This is a genomic window from Azospirillum doebereinerae (genome assembly GCF_003989665.1).
GTDB lineage: Bacteria > Pseudomonadota > Alphaproteobacteria > Azospirillales > Azospirillaceae > Azospirillum > Azospirillum doebereinerae.
Map to the genome: position 1 here is coordinate 23,226 of NZ_RZIJ01000037.1, position 19,021 is coordinate 42,246.

Below are 19,021 nucleotides of genomic sequence, written 5' to 3' on the forward strand. Positions count from 1 at the left end.
ATGGCGGGTTTTCGCGTCAGTCGTTCAGGAAGGGGTTGTAGAGGCGCTCCTTCCCGAAGGTGGACATCGGCCCGTGGCCGGGGATGAAGGCGATGTCGTCGCCGTAGGGCAGCAGCTTGTCCTTGATCGAGGCGATCAGGTCGCCGTGGTTGCCCTTGGGGAAGTCGGTGCGGCCGACGGAGCCCTGGAACAGCACGTCGCCGACGATGGCGAGCTTGCTCGGGCGGTGGACGAACACGACGTGGCCCGGCGTGTGGCCGGGGCAGTGGCGGACCTCCAGCGTCAGGTTGCCGACCGTCACCGTGTCCCCCTCGTCCAGCCAGCGGTCGGGCGTGAAGGAGCGCACCGGCGGGAAGCCGAACATCTGGCTCTGCATCGGCATGCCGTCGATCCAGAACTGGTCCTCGATGTGCGGACCCTCGATGGGCAGCGAGAACTGTTCGGCCAGATCGGCGACGGCGCCGGCGTGGTCGATGTGGCCGTGGGTGACCAGCACCTTCTCCAGCGTCACGCCCTTGGCCTCGACCGCGCGCAGCACCCGGTCGAGATCGCCGCCGGGATCGACCGCCGCCCCCTTCATCGTCTCGGGGCACCAGAAGACCGTGCAGTTCTGCTGGAACGGCGTGACCGGAACGATGACGTACTGCATGCCCTGTCCTTCATCAAAAAAAAGCGGCGCTTGGCTGGAGCGGACCTTAACGCGGCGGCGGAAGCCGGGGCAAGCCGGCGTTCATGCTCGCATCGGGGGTGGAAAACCGCTAGGGTCCAGCCGTCGGGAACAGGGGGCCGAATCAGGGGGCGCCCGGTTCTGGACGTCGCCGTTTTCACCCCACACACCAACCATCGCGCCGCCATCAGGGTGCAGGGTTTCCCCTCACGCCGCCGCAGAGGATCGGATTTCGTCGGAATGCTGTCGCAGAAAGCCAAATACGCGCTTCGTGCCTTGATCATGCTGGCTGAGCAGACCGACGACGAGGAGCTGATCCTGATCGCCGACATCGCGGAGCGGGAGAACATTCCCCGCAAGTTCCTGGAAGCCATCCTGGTGGAACTGCGCAAGCACGGGCTGCTGTTCGCCAAGCGCGGCAAGAGCGGCGGCTACCGGCTGGCCCGCCCGGCGGCGGACATCTCCTTCGGCGAGGTGATCCGGCTGATCGACGGGCATCTGGCGCCGATCCCCTGCGCCAGCAAATTCTCCTTCAAGCCCTGCGACGACTGCATCGATCCCGGCACCTGCTCGGTCCGCTGGCTGATGGTGCAGGTGCGCGACGCGACCGCCGGGGTGCTCGACAACCACACGCTGGCCGATGCCCTGCGCCACCGCCAATCCACCGGCAGCCTCGCCGCGAACTTCGACATCTGACCGTTTCCCGTCGTCGAGCGACTCACGGCATCAGGTCGACCGCGACGAACACGCGGTCGAGCGCCCGGTTGGTGACCTCGCGCAGGATCCCGGCCTCGATCAGCTCGTCCACCAGCAGCTGGGCGCCACGGAAGGTGGTGCCAAGGCGCTTCTGGATGCGGCGGACGGTGAAGGCGGGCTGGTCGAACAGGCCATCCATCACCTCGGGCAATCGTGAATTGCTGCGGCGGCTGCCGATGCGGCGCCGCCAGGATTGCGCGGCCTGCTCCAGCGCGGCGAGTCGCTGGCGTTCGCGCCGCGCCGTTTCCGCCACCGCGTCGGCCAGCCAGACGGCCCACTCCTCCGCGTCGCCGCGCGCGGCGATGGCCGCCGTCGAACGGTCGGTCCACAGCGCCGTGGACAGCGGCAGCCACAGGCCGGGCAGCCGGCAGCTCCGCGCCACGGCCAGCGCGCCGAGCAGGCGGGCCGGCGGCACCAGCCAGGCGGGCGTCCGCAGGTCGGGCTGCGGGCGGAGCAGTTCGGCCAGCAGCCCGACTCCGCCCAGCAGGGCCGGGGCCTGAGCCGCGCCGTCGAGCCGGGCGAGCAGGGCGGTGGCCTCGCCCTCGCGCTGCAGGGACAGCGCCAGCCGGGCGGGGTCGCGGCCGGACACACCGGTTTGCAGGACCCGCCAGCACGCCTCGATCCAGCCGAGCGTCCAGGGCTCCGACGGCTCAGGCGCCGGCGCGTCGCGGTCCATGTCCGGAAGCTCCGGATCGTTCCCGCCGTCCAGCCCGCGTTCCAGCGCGGCGACCGCCCGCCACGCCTCGGCCGCCGCGCCGCCGGCCGCCTTGCGCGCGGGGTCGATCCGCCGCTCCGGCGCGGTCACGACGCCTTGCGCGAACAGGGCGCCTTGCCACAGGGCGTGGACCGACTGCGCGTTCGGCCGGCCGGCGGTGGGCACGAGGTCGGGGTTGACGGTGGCGATCAGGAAATCCGTCGTGTCGACGGCGATCCCGTCCAGACGCGCCGCCGCGCAGGCCTCCCGCCGCGCCGCGTCGGCCCACAGGCGCCGCCGGCGGTCGGCGGGCTGGCAGGCTTCGGCCAGCCGTCCCAGCGCCCGTTCCGCTTCCAGCAGGGCGGTCAGAAGGGTGGGGGACAGGGCGGTCATCGGCGGCCGGTCTCATGCGGGAGCGGGGAGCCCGATGATACCGAACTCTCTTGTCGCTTTCAGTGTAAAATAAAAACGAACCGATGGTGGGTGGCGTCACGCGGAGGAGGAAAAATTTTCCTTTCAATTTCAACGATTTCTCGAAAAATCCATAAGCCTGCGGGAACTTGGGACAAAAAAGCGCTTTCCAGCGCAGGAATGGTTTGGCAATCTCTAGACAGAAAATAGAAATGAAGCCGCGGGTTTTTGTGTGAATACCCCGGCATGCGGGATCAACCGAAGGAGACTCCGATGTCGTTCCGTCGCCGCCTGTCCCTCCTCGCCGCCGGGCTGACGCTGGCTTGGCTGGGCGTTGCCGCCGCCGACGCCCAGGATAACCTCCTGAACGTGTCGTACGACCCCACGCGGGAGCTGTACGTCGATTTCAACAAATCCTTCGCGAAGAAGTGGCAGGCCGAGACCGGCCACACCCTGACGGTCAAGCAATCGCACGGCGGCTCCGGCAAGCAGGCCCGCTCGGTGATCGACGGGCTGGACGCCGATGTGGTGACGCTGGCGCTCGGTTACGACGTCGACGCCATCGCCGACGCGGGATTGCTGGCGAAGAACTGGCAGAGCCGCCTGCCCAACAACAGCGCGCCCTACACCTCCACCATCGTCTTCCTGGTCCGCAAGGGCAACCCCAAGGCGATCAAGGACTGGAACGATCTGGTGAAGCCGGGCGTCTCGGTCATCACGCCGAACCCGAAGACCTCGGGCGGCGCCCGCTGGAACTATCTGGCGGCCTGGGCCTACGCCCTGGAGAAGAACGGCAACGACGAGGCCAAGGCCAAGGAGTTCGTCGGCCAGCTCTTCAAGAACGTCCCGGTTCTGGACAGCGGCGCGCGCGGCTCCACCGTGACCTTCACCCAGCGCGAACTGGGCGACGTGCTGCTGGCCTGGGAGAACGAGGCCTTCCTGTCGCTCCAGGAGTTCGGCGCCGACAAGTTCGAGATCGTCGTCCCCAGCCTGTCGATCCTGGCGGAGCCGTCCGTCGCGGTGGTCGATTCGGTGGTGGACCGCAAGGGCACCCGCAAGGTCGCCGAGGCCTACCTGCAATTCCTCTACACGCGGGAAGGGCAGGAGATCGCCGCGAAGAACTACTACCGCCCGCGCCTGCCCGAACTGGCAACCCAGTATGCGGACCGCTTCGCGAATGTTAAGCTGGTCACCATCGACCAGACCTTCGGCGGCTGGCGTCCGACGCAGGAGAAGCATTTCGCGGATGGCGGCGTCTTCGACCAGATCTACCAGAAGGGCCGCTGATCCGTGGTCGCAGCCTCTTCCAGCGACACCGCGTTCCCCAGAGCGGGGGGCGCGGTGACGTCCATCCTGAAAAAGCCCAGCGTGATCCCCGGATTCGGCCTGACGCTGGGCTTCACGCTGACCTATCTCGGCCTCATCGTGCTGCTGCCGCTGGCGGCGCTGGTCGTCAAGGCGGGGGGGCTCGGCTGGTTCGGATTCTGGAACGCGGTGTTCACGCCGCGGGTGTGGGCGGCCTTCCAGGTCAGCTTCGGGCTGTCGCTGGTCGGCGCCGCCATCAACGCGGTGTTCGGATTCGTCGTCGCCTGGGTTCTGGTGCGCTACAGCTTTCCCGGCAAGCGGCTGGTCGACGCGCTGGTCGATCTGCCCTTCGCCCTGCCGACGGCGGTGGCGGGCATCGCGCTCAGCGCGCTCTACGCGCCCAACGGCTGGGTGGGGAAGCCGCTGAACGAGCTGTTCGGGTTTAAGGTCGCCTTCACCCCGATCGGCATCGCCATCGCGCTGACCTTCGTCGGCCTGCCCTTCGTCGTCCGCACGGTGCAGCCGATCCTGCAGGATCTGCCGCCGGAGGAGGAGGAGGCCGCCGTTTCGCTGGGCGCCACGCGCGGCCAGACCTTCTGGCGGGTGGTGTTCCCGGCGGTGCTGCCGGCGCTGGTGACCGGCTTCGCCCTGTCCTTCGCGCGCGGAGTCGGCGAATACGGCTCGGTCATCTTCATCGCCGGCAACATGCCCGGCCTGACCGAGATCCTGCCGCTGCTGATCGTTATCAAGCTGGAGCAGTACGACTACGCCGGGGCGGCGGCGGTGGGCACCGCGATGCTGCTGGTGTCCTTCGTCATGCTGCTGATCCTCAACATTCTGCAACACTGGATGAGGTCGCGCCATGCCCGCTGACCGTTCCGCCGCCGCCCTGCGCGACCCGGCGTGGATGCGCGGGCTGCTGATCGCCACCGCGCTGGCCTTCCTGGCGCTGTTCCTGCTGCTGCCGCTGGTCGCGGTGTTCGCCGAGGCGCTGCGGCGCGGCGTCGCCGCCTATTGGGCGGCGCTGGTCGAGGAGGACGCGGTCGCCGCGATCAAGCTGACGCTGATCGTCGCCGTCTTCTCGGTGCCGGCCAATTTGGTCTTTGGCGTCGCCGCCTCCTGGTGCGTCGCCAAATTCGACTTTCGCGGCAAGAACCTGCTGATCACGCTGATCGACCTGCCGTTTTCGGTCTCGCCGGTGATCTCCGGCCTGATCTACGTGCTGCTGTTCGGCCTGAACGGGCTGATGGGGCCGTTCCTGAAGGCGCAGGGCATCCAGATCATCTTCGCGGTGCCGGGGCTGGTGCTCGCCACCATCTTCGTCACCTTCCCCTTCGTCGCCCGCGAACTGATCCCGCTGATGCAGGAGCAGGGCTCGGAGGAGGAGGAGGCGGCGCTGGTGCTGGGGGCGAGCGGCTGGCAGACCTTCTGGCGGGTGACGCTGCCCAACATCAAATGGGGCCTGCTCTACGGCGTGCTGCTGTGCAACGCGCGGGCGATGGGCGAGTTCGGCGCCGTCTCGGTGGTCTCCGGCCACATCCGGGGCTACACCAACACCATGCCGCTTCACGTCGAAATTCTGTACAACGAATACAACTTCGTCGCCGCCTTCGCGGTGGCCTCGGTGCTCGCCATGCTCGCCCTCGTCACGCTGGTGGCGAAGACGGTTCTGGAATGGCGCTTCGGGGCCGAGCTGGCGGCCACACGGCACAAATAGGGGTTCGGCGGCGATGGCCATCCAGGTTTCGGGGATCACCAAGCGGTTCGGCGCCTACAAGGCGCTCGACGCGGTCGATCTGGAGGTGCGGTCGGGCGAGCTGCTGGCTCTGCTGGGTCCCTCCGGGTCGGGCAAGACGACGCTGCTGCGCATCATGGCCGGGCTGGAAAGCCCGGATTCCGGCAGCCTGCAACTGAACGGGGAGGAGGCGCTGGGGCTGAAGCCGCGCGACCGGCAGGTCGGCTTCGTGTTCCAGCACTACGCCCTGTTCCGGCACATGACGGTGTTCGACAACGTCGCCTTCGGGCTGAACGTCCGCCCGCGCGGGCAGCGCTTCGGCAGCGCCGAGATCAAGCGCCGGGTCACCGAGCTGCTGGAACTGGTGCAGCTCGGCCACTTCGCCGACCGCTACCCGGCGCAGTTGTCGGGCGGCCAGCGGCAGCGCGTGGCGCTGGCCCGCGCGCTGGCGATCGAGCCGAAGGTGCTGCTGCTCGACGAGCCGTTCGGCGCGCTCGACGCCAAGGTCCGCAAGGAACTGCGGCGCTGGCTGCGCAAGCTGCACGACGACATCCACATCACCTCGGTCTTCGTCACCCACGACCAGGAGGAGGCGCTGGAACTGGCCGACCGCGTCGTGGTGATGAGCCAGGGCCGGATCGAGCAGATCGGCTCCCCGGCCGACGTCTACGACCACCCGTCCTCGGCCTTCGTCTACGAGTTCCTGGGGCAGGTGAACCGTTTCGACTGCACGGTGGAGAACGGCGTGGCGCAGATCGGCAACGGCGCCCTGTCGATCGCGACCGACCACGCCGTGCGCGGCGCCGCCATCGCCTACGTCCGTCCGCACGACCTCGGCGTCAGCCCGGCGGTCGGCGGTCCGGGGCGGGTCTCGGGAATCCATGTGGTCGGACCCGACGCGCGGGTCGAGATCGAGCTGGCCGGCCTGTCGCTGGAGGCCGAGATGGACCGCGAGCGCCTGACCGCGCTGGGGATCGCCACGGGCGACCGCTGCGCCGTCCACATCGACCGCGCGCGGGTCTTCGCGCGTTAGGCGGAGTTGCGGGGGCTGCGGCCCCCTCCCTAACCCTCCCCCGCCTCTGGCGGGAGAGGGGACTGCCGCCGAACGCCGACAAGCATCCCGCCCCCTCTCCCGCGAAGCGGGGGAGGGATGGGGAGGGGGCACGCGGAGCGGGACCTCCCTCCGCCCGGCCGTTCAGTCGGCCTTGGCGGCGGCGGGATCGTCCAGCGCGCCGTAATTCCCGTCGCGGAACGCCTTCAGGCTGCTGTCCACGGCGCCGGCCTCGATGCCGGCGCTGCGCAGCACCAGACCGGCCAGTTGCAGGCTGGCCTCCATGGTCTCCGGCACCACGGCGCTAGCGCCGGCCTCGGTCAGCGGGGCGGTCTGGCCCAGATCGTGGGCGCGGGCGATGATCGGCAGGTCGGGGGTGGCGGCGTGGATCGCCTCGACGGCGCGCTGGGCCTGCTCCGGCCGGTTCAGCGTGATGACGGCGGCGCGCGCCCGCTCGATCCCGGCGGCGCGCAGCACGCTGCCCTGGCTGGCGTCGCCGTAATAGATCGGCAGCCCCTCGACGCGCGCCGCCGCGATGCGTTGCGGCTCCAGATCCAGCGCGACGTAGGGGATGCCGTGCGCGGTCAGCAGGCGGGCGACGGCCTTGCCAACCCGGCCGTAGCCGGCGATCAGCACATGGCTCTTCAGGTCGCTGGTCTCGATCCCGAAGGCCTCGGCGCCGCGCCGCGCCTCGATCCGCTGGGCCAGCCGCTGGGCCAGCGCGCCGATCGCCGGGGTGACCGCCATGCTGAGCGCGACCGAGGAGGAGACCAGCAGCCCGGTCCGCGCGTCGAGCACCGACAGCGCGGTCGCCTTGCCGATCAGCACGAAGGCGAACTCGCCGCCCTGGGACAGCAGCAGGCCGATGCGCAGCGAGGTCGCCACCCCCAGCCCCGACAGGCGGCAGAGCAGGAACAGCATCGCGCTCTTGCCGACCAGCAGGGCGGCGGTCAGGGCGGCGATGGTCCCGGCCTCGCGCCCCATCGCCGGCAGGTCGAGCGACATGCCGACCGTCATGAAGAACAGGCCGAGCAGCAGGCCCCGGAACGGCTCGATGTCCGCCTCCACCTGATGGCGGTAGGCGGTGTCGGCCAGCAGCATGCCGGCCAGGAAGGCGCCGAGCGCCATCGACATCCCGGCCTCGGCGGTCAGCCAGCCGACCGACAGCACGACGAACAGGTTGGTGGCGGTGAACAGCTCCGGGTTGCCGGCCGACGCGATGAAGCGGTAGACCGGCCGCACCACGAAGCGGCCCAGCAGCATGATCAGCAGGATCGCCGCCGCCGCCTTCAGCCCGGCCAGCCCCAGGGCGAGCGGAATGCTGGAGTTCGGGTCGGCCAGCAGCGGCAGCAGCGTCAGCAGCGGCACCACCGCCAGATCCTGGAAGATCAGCACGGCGACGGAGATGCGCCCGAATCGGGCCACCGTCTCCCCCCGCTCCACCAGAAGTTTCAGGACCGTCGCGGTGGAGGAGAAGGCCAGCATGCCGCCGACCACCAGCGAGGCCTCCGGCGGAAGTCCCAGCGCGTAGGCCCCCAGCCCGAGCATGGCGCTGGTCAGCACCACCTGCATCAGCCCCAGCCCGAAGATGTAGCGCCGCATCGCCTGGAGGCGCGACAGCGGCAGTTCCAGCCCGATGGCGAAGAGCAGGAAGACGACGCCGAATTCCGACAGGACCTGCGGCAACTCCAGGTCGACCATGGGGCCGGGCATGTGCGGCCCCAGCATCATGCCGGCGACCAGGTAGCCCAGCACCGCCGGGATGCGCAGCGCCTGGAACAGGGGGACCACGACGATCGCGGACAGCAACAGGAAGAGGACGTCGCGAAGGATGGTGTCGTGCATCGGCCGGCGCTGAGGATGGGGTAAAGAGCGCCCCTGTATGGTCCCCCGACGGTGCCCGCATCAAGCGGCGCAACGGCTTTCGGGAAAAATACCCGTCGCGGCGGGATTTTCGCCGCCCCCGTCCGTTGAAACCACGTCGCCACCGCCCTGGGAGCGCCGGTCGGCGACTCGCCGGATCCGTCCCTGCACGGTCACGTTTCAAACCGGTTCCCTCGCACGACCCCACGGGATCGGCCGCCGGCTTCGGGTGCTCCATTCTTTGACGTTTGCGTCAAGCGTCCGATTGCAACGGAAGTGTTACACGCGTGAAATACAGTTCCTTGGGCTGTGGGTGGAGTTTGACATTTCGTGCTCGTCCGGCACAAAAAAGCAGAACGCGGAGCAATCGAAAATGCATTTATTCGCAGTCGGATACTAGTCGACATGGATTTTAGTTCCCTGATGCGACATGACCCATGGACAAATGAGGGGATTCCAAGAATATATTTCAGAAAGGGAGGCGTCCCGCAGGGAATGCACACAACGCGATGCATTTCCTGGTGCGAGACGGCCAACAGCAAGAATGTTCCGTCGCAACGGATGGTTTGGGAAACGAGGTGAGCCGGCATGCGGATGAGGTCCAGGCTTGTGCTGCTCATCATGGGGGTGGTGGTGCCGCTGGTTGCCTTTGCCGGCGGCGCGACCCTGTGGTTGGCGGAAGAACAGCGGGACGCCGCCACGGTGCGGATGGAAGGGGTGGTGACCGCGCTCTCGCTCAGCCTCGACCATGAGCTGGAAAACGCCATCGCCCTCCTCGAACTTCTCTCCAAATCCCACGCCCTGGCGGAAGAGCGCTATCCGGATCTCCGCACCGAGGCGCTGGCCGCGCTGCAGGGCCGGCCGCTGTGGTCGGCCGTGGTGGTGGCGGACCCCTTCGGGAAATTCCTGATGAACACCGCGCTGCCGCCGGGAGCGCCGCTGCCCACCCACCGCGATCTTCCCTTGTTCGAGACGATCCGGAAGAAGCCGGAGCCCGCAGTCTCCGACCTCTTCACCGGTCTGGTCCAGCGCCGGCCGTTGCTGGCCGCGGCGTTCCCGCTGCATTCGAGAGGAGTTCTGTCCGGGTCGCTGCTGATGACCATTCCGACGGAAAACCTGTCGGAGCTGCTGCGGGTCCAGGCCATGCCGCCGGGCTGGACCGCGACGATCATCGACAGCACCGGAACCATCGTGGCGCGCTCGCGCGACGCCGACACCATGGTGGGCCGGAAGGTTCCCGTCGGCAGCCGGCCGGAGGGCATCAACATGTACCTCTCCAAATCGGTCGAGGGCGTGCCGGTCTACGTCTCCTCCCGCCGTTTGAAGCGGGCGGATTGGACGGTCTACTGCCTGGTGCCCGTCGGAATCGTCGAAGGGCCGTCGCGCCTCACCATCCTGGTCATGCTGGCGGGCGGCACCGCCACGCTGGCGCTGGCGCTGGGCTGGGCCGCCCTGTTCGGGCGCCGCTTCGTCCGCGAGGTCCGCATGCTGGCGGAGGACGCCACCGCGCTCGGGGTCGGGCAGCCGCTCAACACCAGCCACCGCTTCACCATCGACGAGGTCGCCGGGGTGCGGGACGCCCTGCACCGCACCGCCCAGGCGGTGCGGCAGCGCGAGGACTGGCAACGGGGCGCCGAACAACAGCTGCGCCAAGCGTGGAACGAGGCGGAGGCCGCGCACCGCGAGGCCGACCGGGCGAACCGCGCCAAGACCGCCTTCCTCGCCGCCGCCAGCCACGACCTGCGCCAGCCGGCGCAGTCGCTGCTGCTGTTCGCCGACCTGTTGAAGCGCAAGATGAAGGGCCACGCCTCAGCCCACATCGTCGACGCCCTGCAGCAATCGGCCAACGCGCTGAACGGCATCCTGAACGGGATCCTGGACATTTCGAAGATCGACGCCGGATTCGTCCGGACCGAGCTGGCCGACGTTCCCCTGGCCCCCATCGTCGAGGAGATCCAGCGGGAGTTCGCCGAGCAGGCGGCGGCGCAGGGGTTGGAGCTGCGCGTCATCGATTGCGGCGTCATGGTGCGCACCGACCCGGTCCTGCTGGGGCGGGTGCTGCGCCATCTGGTCGAGAACGCCCTGAAATTCACCACCAACGGCGGCGTGCTGATCGGCTGCCGCAAGCGCGGCTCCATGGTCCGGCTCGACGTGATCGACACCGGGCGGGGCATCCCGGAGGAGCACACCGAGGCGATCTTCGAGGAGTTCTTCCAGGTCGACAACCCCGGGCGCGACCGCAAGCGCGGCGTCGGTCTGGGACTCGCCATCGTGCGCCGGCTGCTGACGGCGCTGGGGCACAAGATGGAGGTCGCGTCGCGGGTGGGGCGGGGAAGCCGCTTTTCGATCAACCTGCTGGTCACCGGCCAGCGCGCGAACGAGCGCGGCGCCGAGCCCGACGGCTTTTCGACCTCGGCGCGCAACGGCCTTCTGCTGGTGATCGAGGACGAGGTGTATGTCCGCGCCGCGATGACCACGGTGCTGTCGGAATGGGGCTTCGACGTCGTCGAGGCTGCGTCGGCCCGCGAGGCGCTGACGACGCTGGCCGGGCGTTGCCCCGACCTGATCGTGGCCGATTACCGCCTGCGCGACAACGAGACTGGCTATTCGGCCGTCGGCGTCGTCCGCACGCTGTGCGGCGTCAACGTTCCCGCCATCATCGTCAGCGCGGACACCTCGCCCTCCAAGGTGGCGATGGCGCGGGAAGCGGGTACCTCGTTGTTGAGCAAGCCCGTGTCGCTCCACGAGCTTCGCAAGGTGATCCGCAAGGAATTGCAGCGGCTTTGAGCGGCCACGGCGACCGGCCGGGCGGTCAAGTCTACGCCTTTGTCCACAAAGGGAAAAAGGGTTTGAAGTCCTTTTTCCCGCGCGTCCGGGCTAACCGGAAGGGGTGGCCCCCTCCCTAACCTATCCATTTTCCCAGCACCACTATCCGCTGGCCGGCAGGACGGCCGAGGGTTGAAAGAGTTATTCATGAGGGACGAAACGAAACACGTCGTCCGCGTCCGCCAACGAAAGCCCGTCCCGCCGAAACGATCGTGGCGGATCGGGCGCCGCCTTCCACAAAACCGCGCGTCCCCTTGCCGCGCCCGGCCACTGCCGGGCGTCGACACCACCGGCTTGCCTCGCGCAGGCCCACCGCCGCTCGAAGCAGGACAGCCATGCCGAAGACCGGACAGCACCCCGTTCCAGGCTATCGCGGGCACACCGTCGCGCTCCACGCGCAGGTGATCGCCATGTCCGCCGTCATCAGCGTCGCCGCCCTGGCGATGCCGGTGGCGGTGCTGCAGGTGTACGACCGCATCATCCCCAACCATTCGCAGCACACCGCTGTCATCATGGTGGTCGGGGTGACGCTGGCCCTGCTGGCCGAAGCCATCCTGCGCGTCGCTCGCGCCCACATCCTGGGCCGGCTGGCCACGCGCTTCGAGCGGACGATGAACCGACGGGCGGTGGCCCACTTGTTCGCCAGCGACCTCAGCGCCTTCGAGGCGCAGCCGGCCGGCACCCATCTGGAGCGGATCGGCGCCATCGCCACCCTGCGCGACCACGCCTCGGGGCAGTCGCTGCTGGCGCTCTACGACATCCCCTTCGCGGCGGTCTCGCTGGCGCTGATCGCCTATTTCGCCGGCTGGCTGGTCGCGGTTCCGCTGGTCGGGCTGGCGGCGATGGCGGTGGTCACGGTGTGGGCCGGGCGCGAGGCGCAGGCCGTCCAGACCGCCGTCGCCAAGGCCGAGGACGAGCGGTCGAGCTTCATCATCGGTCTCTTCTCGGGCATCCAGTCGGTCAAGGCGATGGCGCTGGAGCTGCCGCTGCTGCGCCGCTACGAGGCGCTCCAGGGCCGCCGCCTCGCCGTCAACGGCACCGCCGAGCTGGGCGCCCAGCACCTGACCGAGACCGGCCAGTTCGTCGCGCAGCTCAGCAGCCTCGGCACCGTCGCCTTCGGCAGCCTGCTGGTGGTGGGCGGGGGCTTGAGCATCGGCGGGCTGTCGGCCTGCACGCTGCTGGTCGGCCGCTCGCTGGCCCCGGCGCAGGGGTTGATGGCCCTGTGGCTGCGCCGCCAGTCCACGCAGGTGGCCATCGCCAAGCTGAACGACCTCTTCGCGCTGCCGACCGAAGCCCCGTCCGCCGGCATCCTCGACGCCGCCACCGCCTCGCCCCGCCTGTCGCTCACCGATCTCAGCTTCGGCTTCGGGGGCGAGCGCGCCGTGCTGCGCAACGTCGACCTCGAGGTGAAGCAGGGCGAGATCGTCGCGCTGGTCGGCCCCACCGGCGGCGGCAAGTCCACCCTGCTGTCGCTGGTCGCCGGGCTGTACCGCCCGACCGGCGGGCGCGTGCTGCTCGACGGGCTGCCGCTCGACGTCTACGACCCGGTGACGCTGCGCGGCTTCATCGCCCTGCTGTCGCACCGCGAGACCCTGTTCCGCGGCACGGTGATGGACAACCTCACCCTGTTCCAGCCCGAGAAGCTGAAGGACGCGATGGCCGCCGCCGAGCGCGCCGGGATCGTCGAGGTCATCAACGCCATGCCGCAGGGCTTCGCCACCATCATCGGCGACGGCGCCACCGACCCGCTGCCGCGCGGCCTCGCCCAGCGCATCGCCATCGCCCGCGCCCTGGTGCAGAAGCCCAAGGTGATCCTGTTCGACGACGCCAACGCGTCCGCCGACGACCAGGGCGACCGCATCCTGGTCTCCCTGCTCGACAGCATGCGGCTGGACAGCGCGGTGATCTTCGTCACGCACCGCCCGGCGATGCTGAAGCGGGCGACCCGCATCTACCGCCTGTCGGAAGGGCGCCTCGACCGCACGCCGGAGCTCGTCGCATGACCCACGTTCTCGACCCCGCCAGCAGCCCGGACCTGGCCTTCCTCGCCGCCTCCGCCCCCACCGGCACGGCGGCCCACGACCTGACCGCCACGCTGATCCTGCTGCTCCAGCGGATGGGCTGGACCGGCGGCAGCCGCGAGATCGGCGAGGCGCTGCCCTGGTCGTCGGACCGTCCCCCGGTGACGGAGCTGCGCGACATCGCCGCCCGCCTCGGCTTCGCCAGCAGCGCCCGGCGGAGCCGCCGCCGTTTCTCCGGCGCCGACCTGCGCCGCTCGGTGATGGACGCGGAGGGCTGCGACGGCGCGGTGCTCTACCTGCCCGACAGCGGCCTGCCGGGCGTGCTGGAGATCGTCAACGGCACGCTGGTGCTGCTGCGCCCCGACGCGCCGCTCTCGGCGGTGGAGACGGCGCTGGGCGGCGGCACCCTGGTCACGGTCGTGCCGGTGGAGAGCGAGCCGCAGGCCCCGGTGGGCGAGCGCAAGACCTGGATGCGCGACCGGCTCGGCTCGGCTTTGCCGCTGATCGGCGCGGCGCTGGGGCTGACGCTGTTCGCCAATCTGCTGGCGCTCAGCAGCCCGCTCTTCGTGATGACCATCTACGACAAGGTCGTCGCCGTCGGCTCGATCACGCTGCTGATCATGCTCAGCGTCGGCGCGGTCGGCGCGCTGGCGCTGGAGATGGTGATGCGCCGGCTGCGCAGCCGCATCATGGCGCACGCCGGGGCGCGGCTCGGCTACATCGTCGGCAACGCGGTGCTGGCCCGCCTGCTGCACCTGCCGAGCCAGATGACCGAGCGCGTCGCCGTCGCCGCCCAGGTGTCGCGCGTCAAGGATCTGGACCGGGTGCGCGACCTGCTGACCGGCCCGCTGGCCCAGGCCTGCCTGGATCTGCCCTTCGCCGTCATCTTCCTGGGCGCCATCGCCGTTTTGGCCGGTTGGCTGGTGCTGGTGCCGCTGACCGCCGGCCTGATCTATTTCGTCGCCGCGCTGATCGGCAACGCCCTGACGCGGTCGCGCGTGACCTCGGCCGCCACCGCCGGGGCGCGCCGGCAGGAGCTTCTGCTGGAGATCGTCGAGCGGATGGCGGCGATCCGCGCCATCGGCGGCGCCCCCGTCTGGCGCGCCCGCTACGAGGCGCTGGCCGGGCGCATGGCCGAGGCCAACTTCCGCAACGCCCAGTCCAGCAACACGGTCTCCACCTTCAGCCAGTCGCTGGCGACGCTCGCCGGTCTGGCGACGCTGGGCTTCGGCATCGAGCTGGTGCTGGTCGGCACGCTGACCACGGGCGGGCTGATCGGCACCATGATGCTGGTGTGGCGGACGCTGGGGCCGATGCAGAACGCCTTCCTCGCCAGCACCCGCTTCGGCCAGCTCCGCGCCTCGCTGCGGCAGGTCGAGACCCTGATGGCGACGGCGCCCGAGCGCAGCGAGGCGGTGCGGACCGACCGTGGCCTCGACATCCACGGGCAGGTCACCTTCAGCCACGTCACCTTCCGCTACGGCCGCGAGGCCGAGCCGATCCTCGCCAACATCGGCTTCGACGTGGAGCCGGGCGAGGTGGTCGCCATCGTCGGCCGCAACGGCGGCGGCAAGTCCACCCTGCTGAAGCTGGTCGCCGGGCTCTACGCCCCCCAGGGCGGCTCGGTCCGCATCGATGGGCGCGACATCCGCCAGTTCGATCCGATGACGCTGCGCCGCTCCATCGCCTTCGTGCCGCAGATGCCGCAGTTCTTCGACGGCACGCTCGCCGAGAACCTGCGGCTGGTGGCGCCCGGCGTCGGCGACGAGGCCCTGCGCGCCGCGCTCGACCACGCCGGGGCGCTGGAGGCGGTGGACGCGCTGCCGAACGGGCTGGAGACCCGCTTCGACTCGCGCAACGTGCCGCTGCCGGCCGGTCTGCTGGCCCGGCTGTCGCTGGCCCGCACCTACCTGCGCGACGCGCCCATCGTGCTGCTCGACGAGCCGGCGGCGAGCGTCGACTTCGAGGGCGAGTTCGCCTTCACCTCGGCGGTCGAGGCGTTCCGCGGCCGCTCCACGGTTTTCTTCGTCACCCACCGCCGGGGCCATCTGGCCATGGCCGACAAGGTGCTGATCATCGAGAACGGCACCACCCGCTATTTCGGCACCGCCGACAAGGTCCGCGACCGGATTCCGAAGGGGATGATCTGATGGCCCACATCGCAGCACCGACCCGCCGCCGCCTCGCCAGCATCCCCGGCTTCGGCTTCGCCACCGCCGATTTCGCCACCGAGGAGCTGGCCGAGGATCCGGGCGTCCGCCCGCTCGTCCAGATCACCGCGCTGATCATCGGCGCGCTCGTCGTCGGCGCGGTCACCTGGACGGCGGTCACCCCGGTCCAGGAGGTCGCCGTCGCCTTCGGCGAGATCGTGCCGGCCGGCGCGGTGCAGGCGATCCAGCATCTGGAGGGCGGCATCGTCAAGGAGCTGCTGGTCCGCGAGGGCCAGATGGTCGAGGCCGGTCAGCCCATGGTCCGCTTCAACAGCGTGACGACCCAGTCCGGCCACGACCAGCTTCTGGCCCGCCGCGCCGCCCTGTCGATCCAGGCCGAGCGGCTGTCCGCCTTCGCCGGGGAGCGCATCGCCGATTTCAGCGAGTTCGCCGGCTTCGCCTCGCTGGTCGAGGACCAGAGCCGGGTGCTGGCCTCGCAGATCGACGCGCGCGAGAACCAGCGCCGGGTGCTGGGCAACCAGATCGCCGAGCAGCGCTCGCAGCTGGCCTCGGTCAAGCGGCAGCGCGGGCAGATGGCCGGCAGCCTTCCGCTGCTGGAGTGGAAGGTCAACATGCGCAACGACCTGACCAGCAAGGGCTACAACTCGAAGCTGATGGTGATCGAGGCCCAGCGCGAGCTGGCGGCGGCGCAGGGCGAGCTGCACCGGCTGGACGGCGTCATCGCCACAACCACCGACACCATCACCGAGACCGAATCGCGGGTCCGCGAGCTGGACGGCCGCCTGCGCCAGGAAGCGCTCGACAAGATGGGCACGGTCACCGCCGAGCTGGCCGAGCTGGACAAGCAGATCGCCGCCCAGGGCGACCGGGTGGACCGGCTGGTCACCAGCGCGCCGGTGCGCGGCATCGTTCAGGAGCTGCCGGTGAAGACCGCGGGCGGCGTCATCGTTCCCGGCGGCCTGGTCGCCAAGGTCGTGCCGCTCGACGAGGAGCTGGTCGCGGACATCCGCATCTCCACCCGCGACATCGGCTTCGTCACGCTGGGGCAGCCGGTGCAGGTCAAGGTCGCGGCCTTCGACTACGCCCGCTACGGCCGGATCGAGGGCATCCTGAAATCGGTGTCGCCGACGACCTTCTTCGACCAGGACAAGTCCCCCTACTACCAGGGCCGCGTCACCCTGGCCGCCAACCATGTGGGCGACGCCCACCGCCAGCACCTGATCCTGCCCGGCATGACGGTCGAGGCCAACATCGCCACCGGCGAGAAGACCGTCCTGCAATACCTGCTCAAGCCCATCTACACCACCCTGGACGGCGCCCTGCGCGAGCGCTGATCCGCCCGGGATCCCCCGTTTGAGGCTCCCACTCGGATCGATGCCGAGACACGGCACACCTCCTTCCCCCCATTCCGCCTTCGCCGCACAGGATCTCCGCCATGGCTGACACCACCAACGACAAGGCCGCCCAGGGCTCGACCACCCAGAGCTCCGCCGCCCCGGCCCGCGATCCTGCCGCCGCCGCCGCGCGCGAAAGCGCCGCGGCCGATTCGCTGGCGACGCAACGGCTCGGCGCGCTGGAGCGGCCCAACACGGCTCCGGCCGAACCGCGCCGCGAGATGCCGGATTCCCTGACCAACCTGCACAGCGGCAGCCGCATCGACCCGGCCGCCGCCGTACAGGGAAGCCTGGCCACGGGGGCGCCGACCGCGTCTCAGACGCCGACGCAGGGGGCGGTCGCCGCCACCCCGGATTTCGGCGGCGGCGATCTGCCCTACCTGCCGGTCGGTTCGCTGACGATGGCGGTGAGCGGGGATGGCGGGGATGCCGAGGTGGCGTCGGGCTCCGCCCCGCTGACCGGTTTGGTGACGGGCGAGGAGGGCGGCATCCAGGGCTTCGCCGGCGGGGCGGGGGGAGCGGATTTCGCGCCACCCCCGGCCGTCATCCCGCCATCGGGCGTGTCGGAGGAGTTGGTTGCGGTCTCGTCCGGCGGCGGCAGCGGCAACGGCAACGGCGCCAGCGCCAGCTCCGCCGAGGAAACCGCGTTCACGGCCGCGTCGAGCGACACCAGCGCGGTTGCCACGGAGCTGATGCGCGCCAGCCGCGCCGCGTCGGGCGACGGCGGCATGACCGTGTCCGGCACCGGCGGAAGCAGCGATGGCGCGGCCGTCGATGCGAGGACTCTGTCCACCGCCACGCCGGATGACGCGGGCACCTCAACGCAGACGACCGGAGGCGCGACGGCGACGCAACCCGGTACCATCGATACGGCCTCCACGGAGGCGGGGGCGTCCGGCAGCGGTGCGGGAACCGCGACCGCTACCGGCAGCGGCTCTGGTTCTGGCGGTGGCTCCGGCACCACCGACACCGGCACCGGTGTTTCGTCACCATCCTCCACGACCAACGCCACCACCACCGACACGGCTGGCACGTCGGCCACCCCGTCTCCAAGCACCGGCGGCACCGCCACCACGGACGGCGCATCGGCCGGCGGGAGTGGCGCGGGCGCCGCTTCCGGTTCGGCGGGCACCGTCACGGACGGCACGGTCTCCAATGGCGGTGAGGGTGGGGGCGAGGGGGCCGCCGCCGGTGGCGGAAGCGGAACGGGAACTCCGGGCACCGGAACGGACACCCAGCCCGGCACGGGCGGCGGTTCCTCGAATGGCGGTTCCTCAAGCGGCGGCTCCGGGGAAACGGGAAGCTCGGGCGGGGGCACCGCGCCGCCGACGCCGACGCTGACCCTCCTCCCCGGCCAGGGGGACGAGGACGCGCCGCTGTCCGTCGCGATCCAGGTTCCCGCGGACAGCGCGGGCAACACCACGACGGTGACCGTGACCGGGGTTCCGGTGGGGGCTTCACTCTCGGCCGGCACGAACAACGGCAACGGCAGTTGGACGCTGTCTCCCGGTCAATTGAGCGGGTTGACCCTGTCTCCGCCCGCCGATTTCCACGGGACCATCACGCTGGGCGTCACGGCGGTCACCACCGCTTCGGGGGGCGCCCAGTCGACCGCCACCGGAACGCTCGGCCTGACGGTCGATCCGGTGGCCGACGCCCCGACCCTGACCGTCGGCGCCGCCAACGCGCCCAAAGGCCAAGCAGTCCCCCTGACCGTCGGCGCCGCCCTGGTCACCCCCGCCGACGGGGAGACGCTGAGCGTGACGATCTCGGGCGTTCCGGCGGGCGCCAGCCTGTCCGCCGGCACCGATCACGGCAACGGCGTCTGGACTCTGAGTACCGACCAGCTGGCCGGCCTGACGCTGACCCCCGCAACGGGCTTCCAAGGCGACTTCAATCTGACCGTGACCGCGACGGCCGCCCTCAACGGCACCGAGTCGACCCGTTCGCTCGACATGCCCGTGACCGTGTCGGCCGCCCCCGCCTCCACTCCGGATGCGCCGAGCCTGACTGTGGCGGCTGCCTCGGGCAGCGAGGACCAGGCCATCGTGTTGACGATCAGCAGTGCGCTGGTGTCCCCGGCGGCGGGCGAGGTGCTCAGCGTGGTGATCGCCGGGGTTCCGGCGG

General features: G+C 70.1%; 13 protein-coding genes. 10 read left to right on the forward strand and 3 right to left on the reverse strand.

The features are described from left to right. Positions 1 to 16: 16 nt before the first annotated feature. Entirely contained in the window at positions 17 to 649 is a 633-nt protein-coding gene (locus tag EJ913_RS28490) for an MBL fold metallo-hydrolase (RefSeq protein ID WP_127004343.1), read from the reverse strand. Positions 650 to 907: 258 nt separating this feature from the next. Here EJ913_RS28490 and EJ913_RS28495 point away from each other — a divergent pair, with 258 nt between their 5' ends. Then, positions 908 to 1,363, forward strand: coding sequence for an RrF2 family transcriptional regulator (locus EJ913_RS28495; protein ID WP_127004345.1), 456 nt, complete (start codon positions 908 to 910; stop codon positions 1,361 to 1,363). 22 nt (positions 1,364 to 1,385) lie between these two features. Here the strand turns inward: EJ913_RS28495 and EJ913_RS28500 are convergent, their stop codons facing one another. Continuing rightward, complete coding sequence (locus tag EJ913_RS28500; protein WP_127004347.1) at positions 1,386 to 2,510, reverse strand: Fic family protein; 1,125 nt, start codon at positions 2,508 to 2,510, stop codon at positions 1,386 to 1,388. 291 nt (positions 2,511 to 2,801) lie between these two features. Here EJ913_RS28500 and EJ913_RS28505 point away from each other — a divergent pair, with 291 nt between their 5' ends. Genes EJ913_RS28505 through EJ913_RS28520 form a run of 4 tightly spaced genes read left to right on the forward strand, consistent with a single transcriptional unit; the run spans position 2,802 to position 6,601 of the window. Next, entirely contained in the window at positions 2,802 to 3,815 is a 1,014-nt protein-coding gene (locus EJ913_RS28505; RefSeq protein ID WP_127004349.1) for a sulfate ABC transporter substrate-binding protein, read from the forward strand. Between the two features lie 54 nt (positions 3,816 to 3,869). After that, positions 3,870 to 4,706: a sulfate ABC transporter permease subunit CysT gene (cysT, locus tag EJ913_RS28510; RefSeq protein ID WP_244939536.1), complete on the forward strand. Its 837-nt coding sequence runs from the start codon at positions 3,870 to 3,872 to the stop codon at positions 4,704 to 4,706. Continuing rightward, the gene (gene cysW / locus EJ913_RS28515) at positions 4,696 to 5,550 is read left to right on the forward strand and encodes a sulfate ABC transporter permease subunit CysW (protein WP_127004353.1); all 855 of its coding nucleotides are present in this window, start codon (positions 4,696 to 4,698) and stop codon (positions 5,548 to 5,550) included. Before cysT ends, cysW begins: the two co-directional genes overlap by 11 nt. Before the next feature lie 13 nt (positions 5,551 to 5,563). Further along, a complete protein-coding gene (locus tag EJ913_RS28520) occupies positions 5,564 to 6,601 on the forward strand; it encodes a sulfate/molybdate ABC transporter ATP-binding protein (protein ID WP_127004355.1) in 1,038 nt (345 codons plus the stop codon). 162 nt (positions 6,602 to 6,763) lie between these two features. Here the strand turns inward: EJ913_RS28520 and EJ913_RS28525 are convergent, their stop codons facing one another. After that, complete coding sequence (locus EJ913_RS28525; protein WP_127004357.1) at positions 6,764 to 8,464, reverse strand: monovalent cation:proton antiporter-2 (CPA2) family protein; 1,701 nt, start codon at positions 8,462 to 8,464, stop codon at positions 6,764 to 6,766. 612 nt (positions 8,465 to 9,076) lie between these two features. Between EJ913_RS28525 and EJ913_RS28530 the strand changes: the two genes are divergently transcribed. The 5 genes from EJ913_RS28530 to EJ913_RS28550 all read left to right on the forward strand — a co-directional run. Continuing rightward, a complete protein-coding gene (locus EJ913_RS28530; RefSeq protein ID WP_185909986.1) occupies positions 9,077 to 11,269 on the forward strand; it encodes a hybrid sensor histidine kinase/response regulator in 2,193 nt (730 codons plus the stop codon). Between the two features lie 374 nt (positions 11,270 to 11,643). Further along, a complete protein-coding gene (locus EJ913_RS28535) occupies positions 11,644 to 13,311 on the forward strand; it encodes a peptidase domain-containing ABC transporter (protein ID WP_127004361.1) in 1,668 nt (555 codons plus the stop codon). Then, on the forward strand, positions 13,308 to 15,479 hold the full coding sequence (locus tag EJ913_RS28540) for a peptidase domain-containing ABC transporter (RefSeq protein WP_127004363.1): 2,172 nt from the start codon (positions 13,308 to 13,310) through the stop codon (positions 15,477 to 15,479). Before EJ913_RS28535 ends, EJ913_RS28540 begins: the two co-directional genes overlap by 4 nt. Then, the gene (locus EJ913_RS28545; RefSeq protein WP_127004365.1) at positions 15,479 to 16,834 is read left to right on the forward strand and encodes an HlyD family type I secretion periplasmic adaptor subunit; all 1,356 of its coding nucleotides are present in this window, start codon (positions 15,479 to 15,481) and stop codon (positions 16,832 to 16,834) included. Before EJ913_RS28540 ends, EJ913_RS28545 begins: the two co-directional genes overlap by 1 nt. A 101-nt stretch (positions 16,835 to 16,935) precedes the next feature. Next, positions 16,936 to 19,021 (forward strand): hypothetical protein (locus EJ913_RS28550; protein WP_127004367.1); only part of this gene is annotated, 2,086 nt, incomplete at its 3' end.

What these genes read in the sequence shown, in the direction of transcription:
- EJ913_RS28490 (WP_127004343.1), bottom strand. Translation starts at nt 649, where the DNA reads ATGCAGTACGTCATCGTTCCGGTCACGCCGTTCCAGCAGAACTGCACG.
- EJ913_RS28495 (WP_127004345.1), top strand. Translation starts at nt 908, where the DNA reads ATGCTGTCGCAGAAAGCCAAATACGCGCTTCGTGCCTTGATCATGCTG.
- EJ913_RS28500 (WP_127004347.1), bottom strand. Translation starts at nt 2,510, where the DNA reads ATGACCGCCCTGTCCCCCACCCTTCTGACCGCCCTGCTGGAAGCGGAA.
- EJ913_RS28505 (WP_127004349.1), top strand. Translation starts at nt 2,802, where the DNA reads ATGTCGTTCCGTCGCCGCCTGTCCCTCCTCGCCGCCGGGCTGACGCTG.
- cysW (WP_127004353.1), top strand. Translation starts at nt 4,696, where the DNA reads ATGCCCGCTGACCGTTCCGCCGCCGCCCTGCGCGACCCGGCGTGGATG.
- EJ913_RS28520 (WP_127004355.1), top strand. Translation starts at nt 5,564, where the DNA reads ATGGCCATCCAGGTTTCGGGGATCACCAAGCGGTTCGGCGCCTACAAG.
- EJ913_RS28525 (WP_127004357.1), bottom strand. Translation starts at nt 8,464, where the DNA reads ATGCACGACACCATCCTTCGCGACGTCCTCTTCCTGTTGCTGTCCGCG.
- EJ913_RS28530 (WP_185909986.1), top strand. Translation starts at nt 9,077, where the DNA reads ATGAGGTCCAGGCTTGTGCTGCTCATCATGGGGGTGGTGGTGCCGCTG.
- EJ913_RS28535 (WP_127004361.1), top strand. Translation starts at nt 11,644, where the DNA reads ATGCCGAAGACCGGACAGCACCCCGTTCCAGGCTATCGCGGGCACACC.
- EJ913_RS28540 (WP_127004363.1), top strand. Translation starts at nt 13,308, where the DNA reads ATGACCCACGTTCTCGACCCCGCCAGCAGCCCGGACCTGGCCTTCCTC.
- EJ913_RS28545 (WP_127004365.1), top strand. Translation starts at nt 15,479, where the DNA reads ATGGCCCACATCGCAGCACCGACCCGCCGCCGCCTCGCCAGCATCCCC.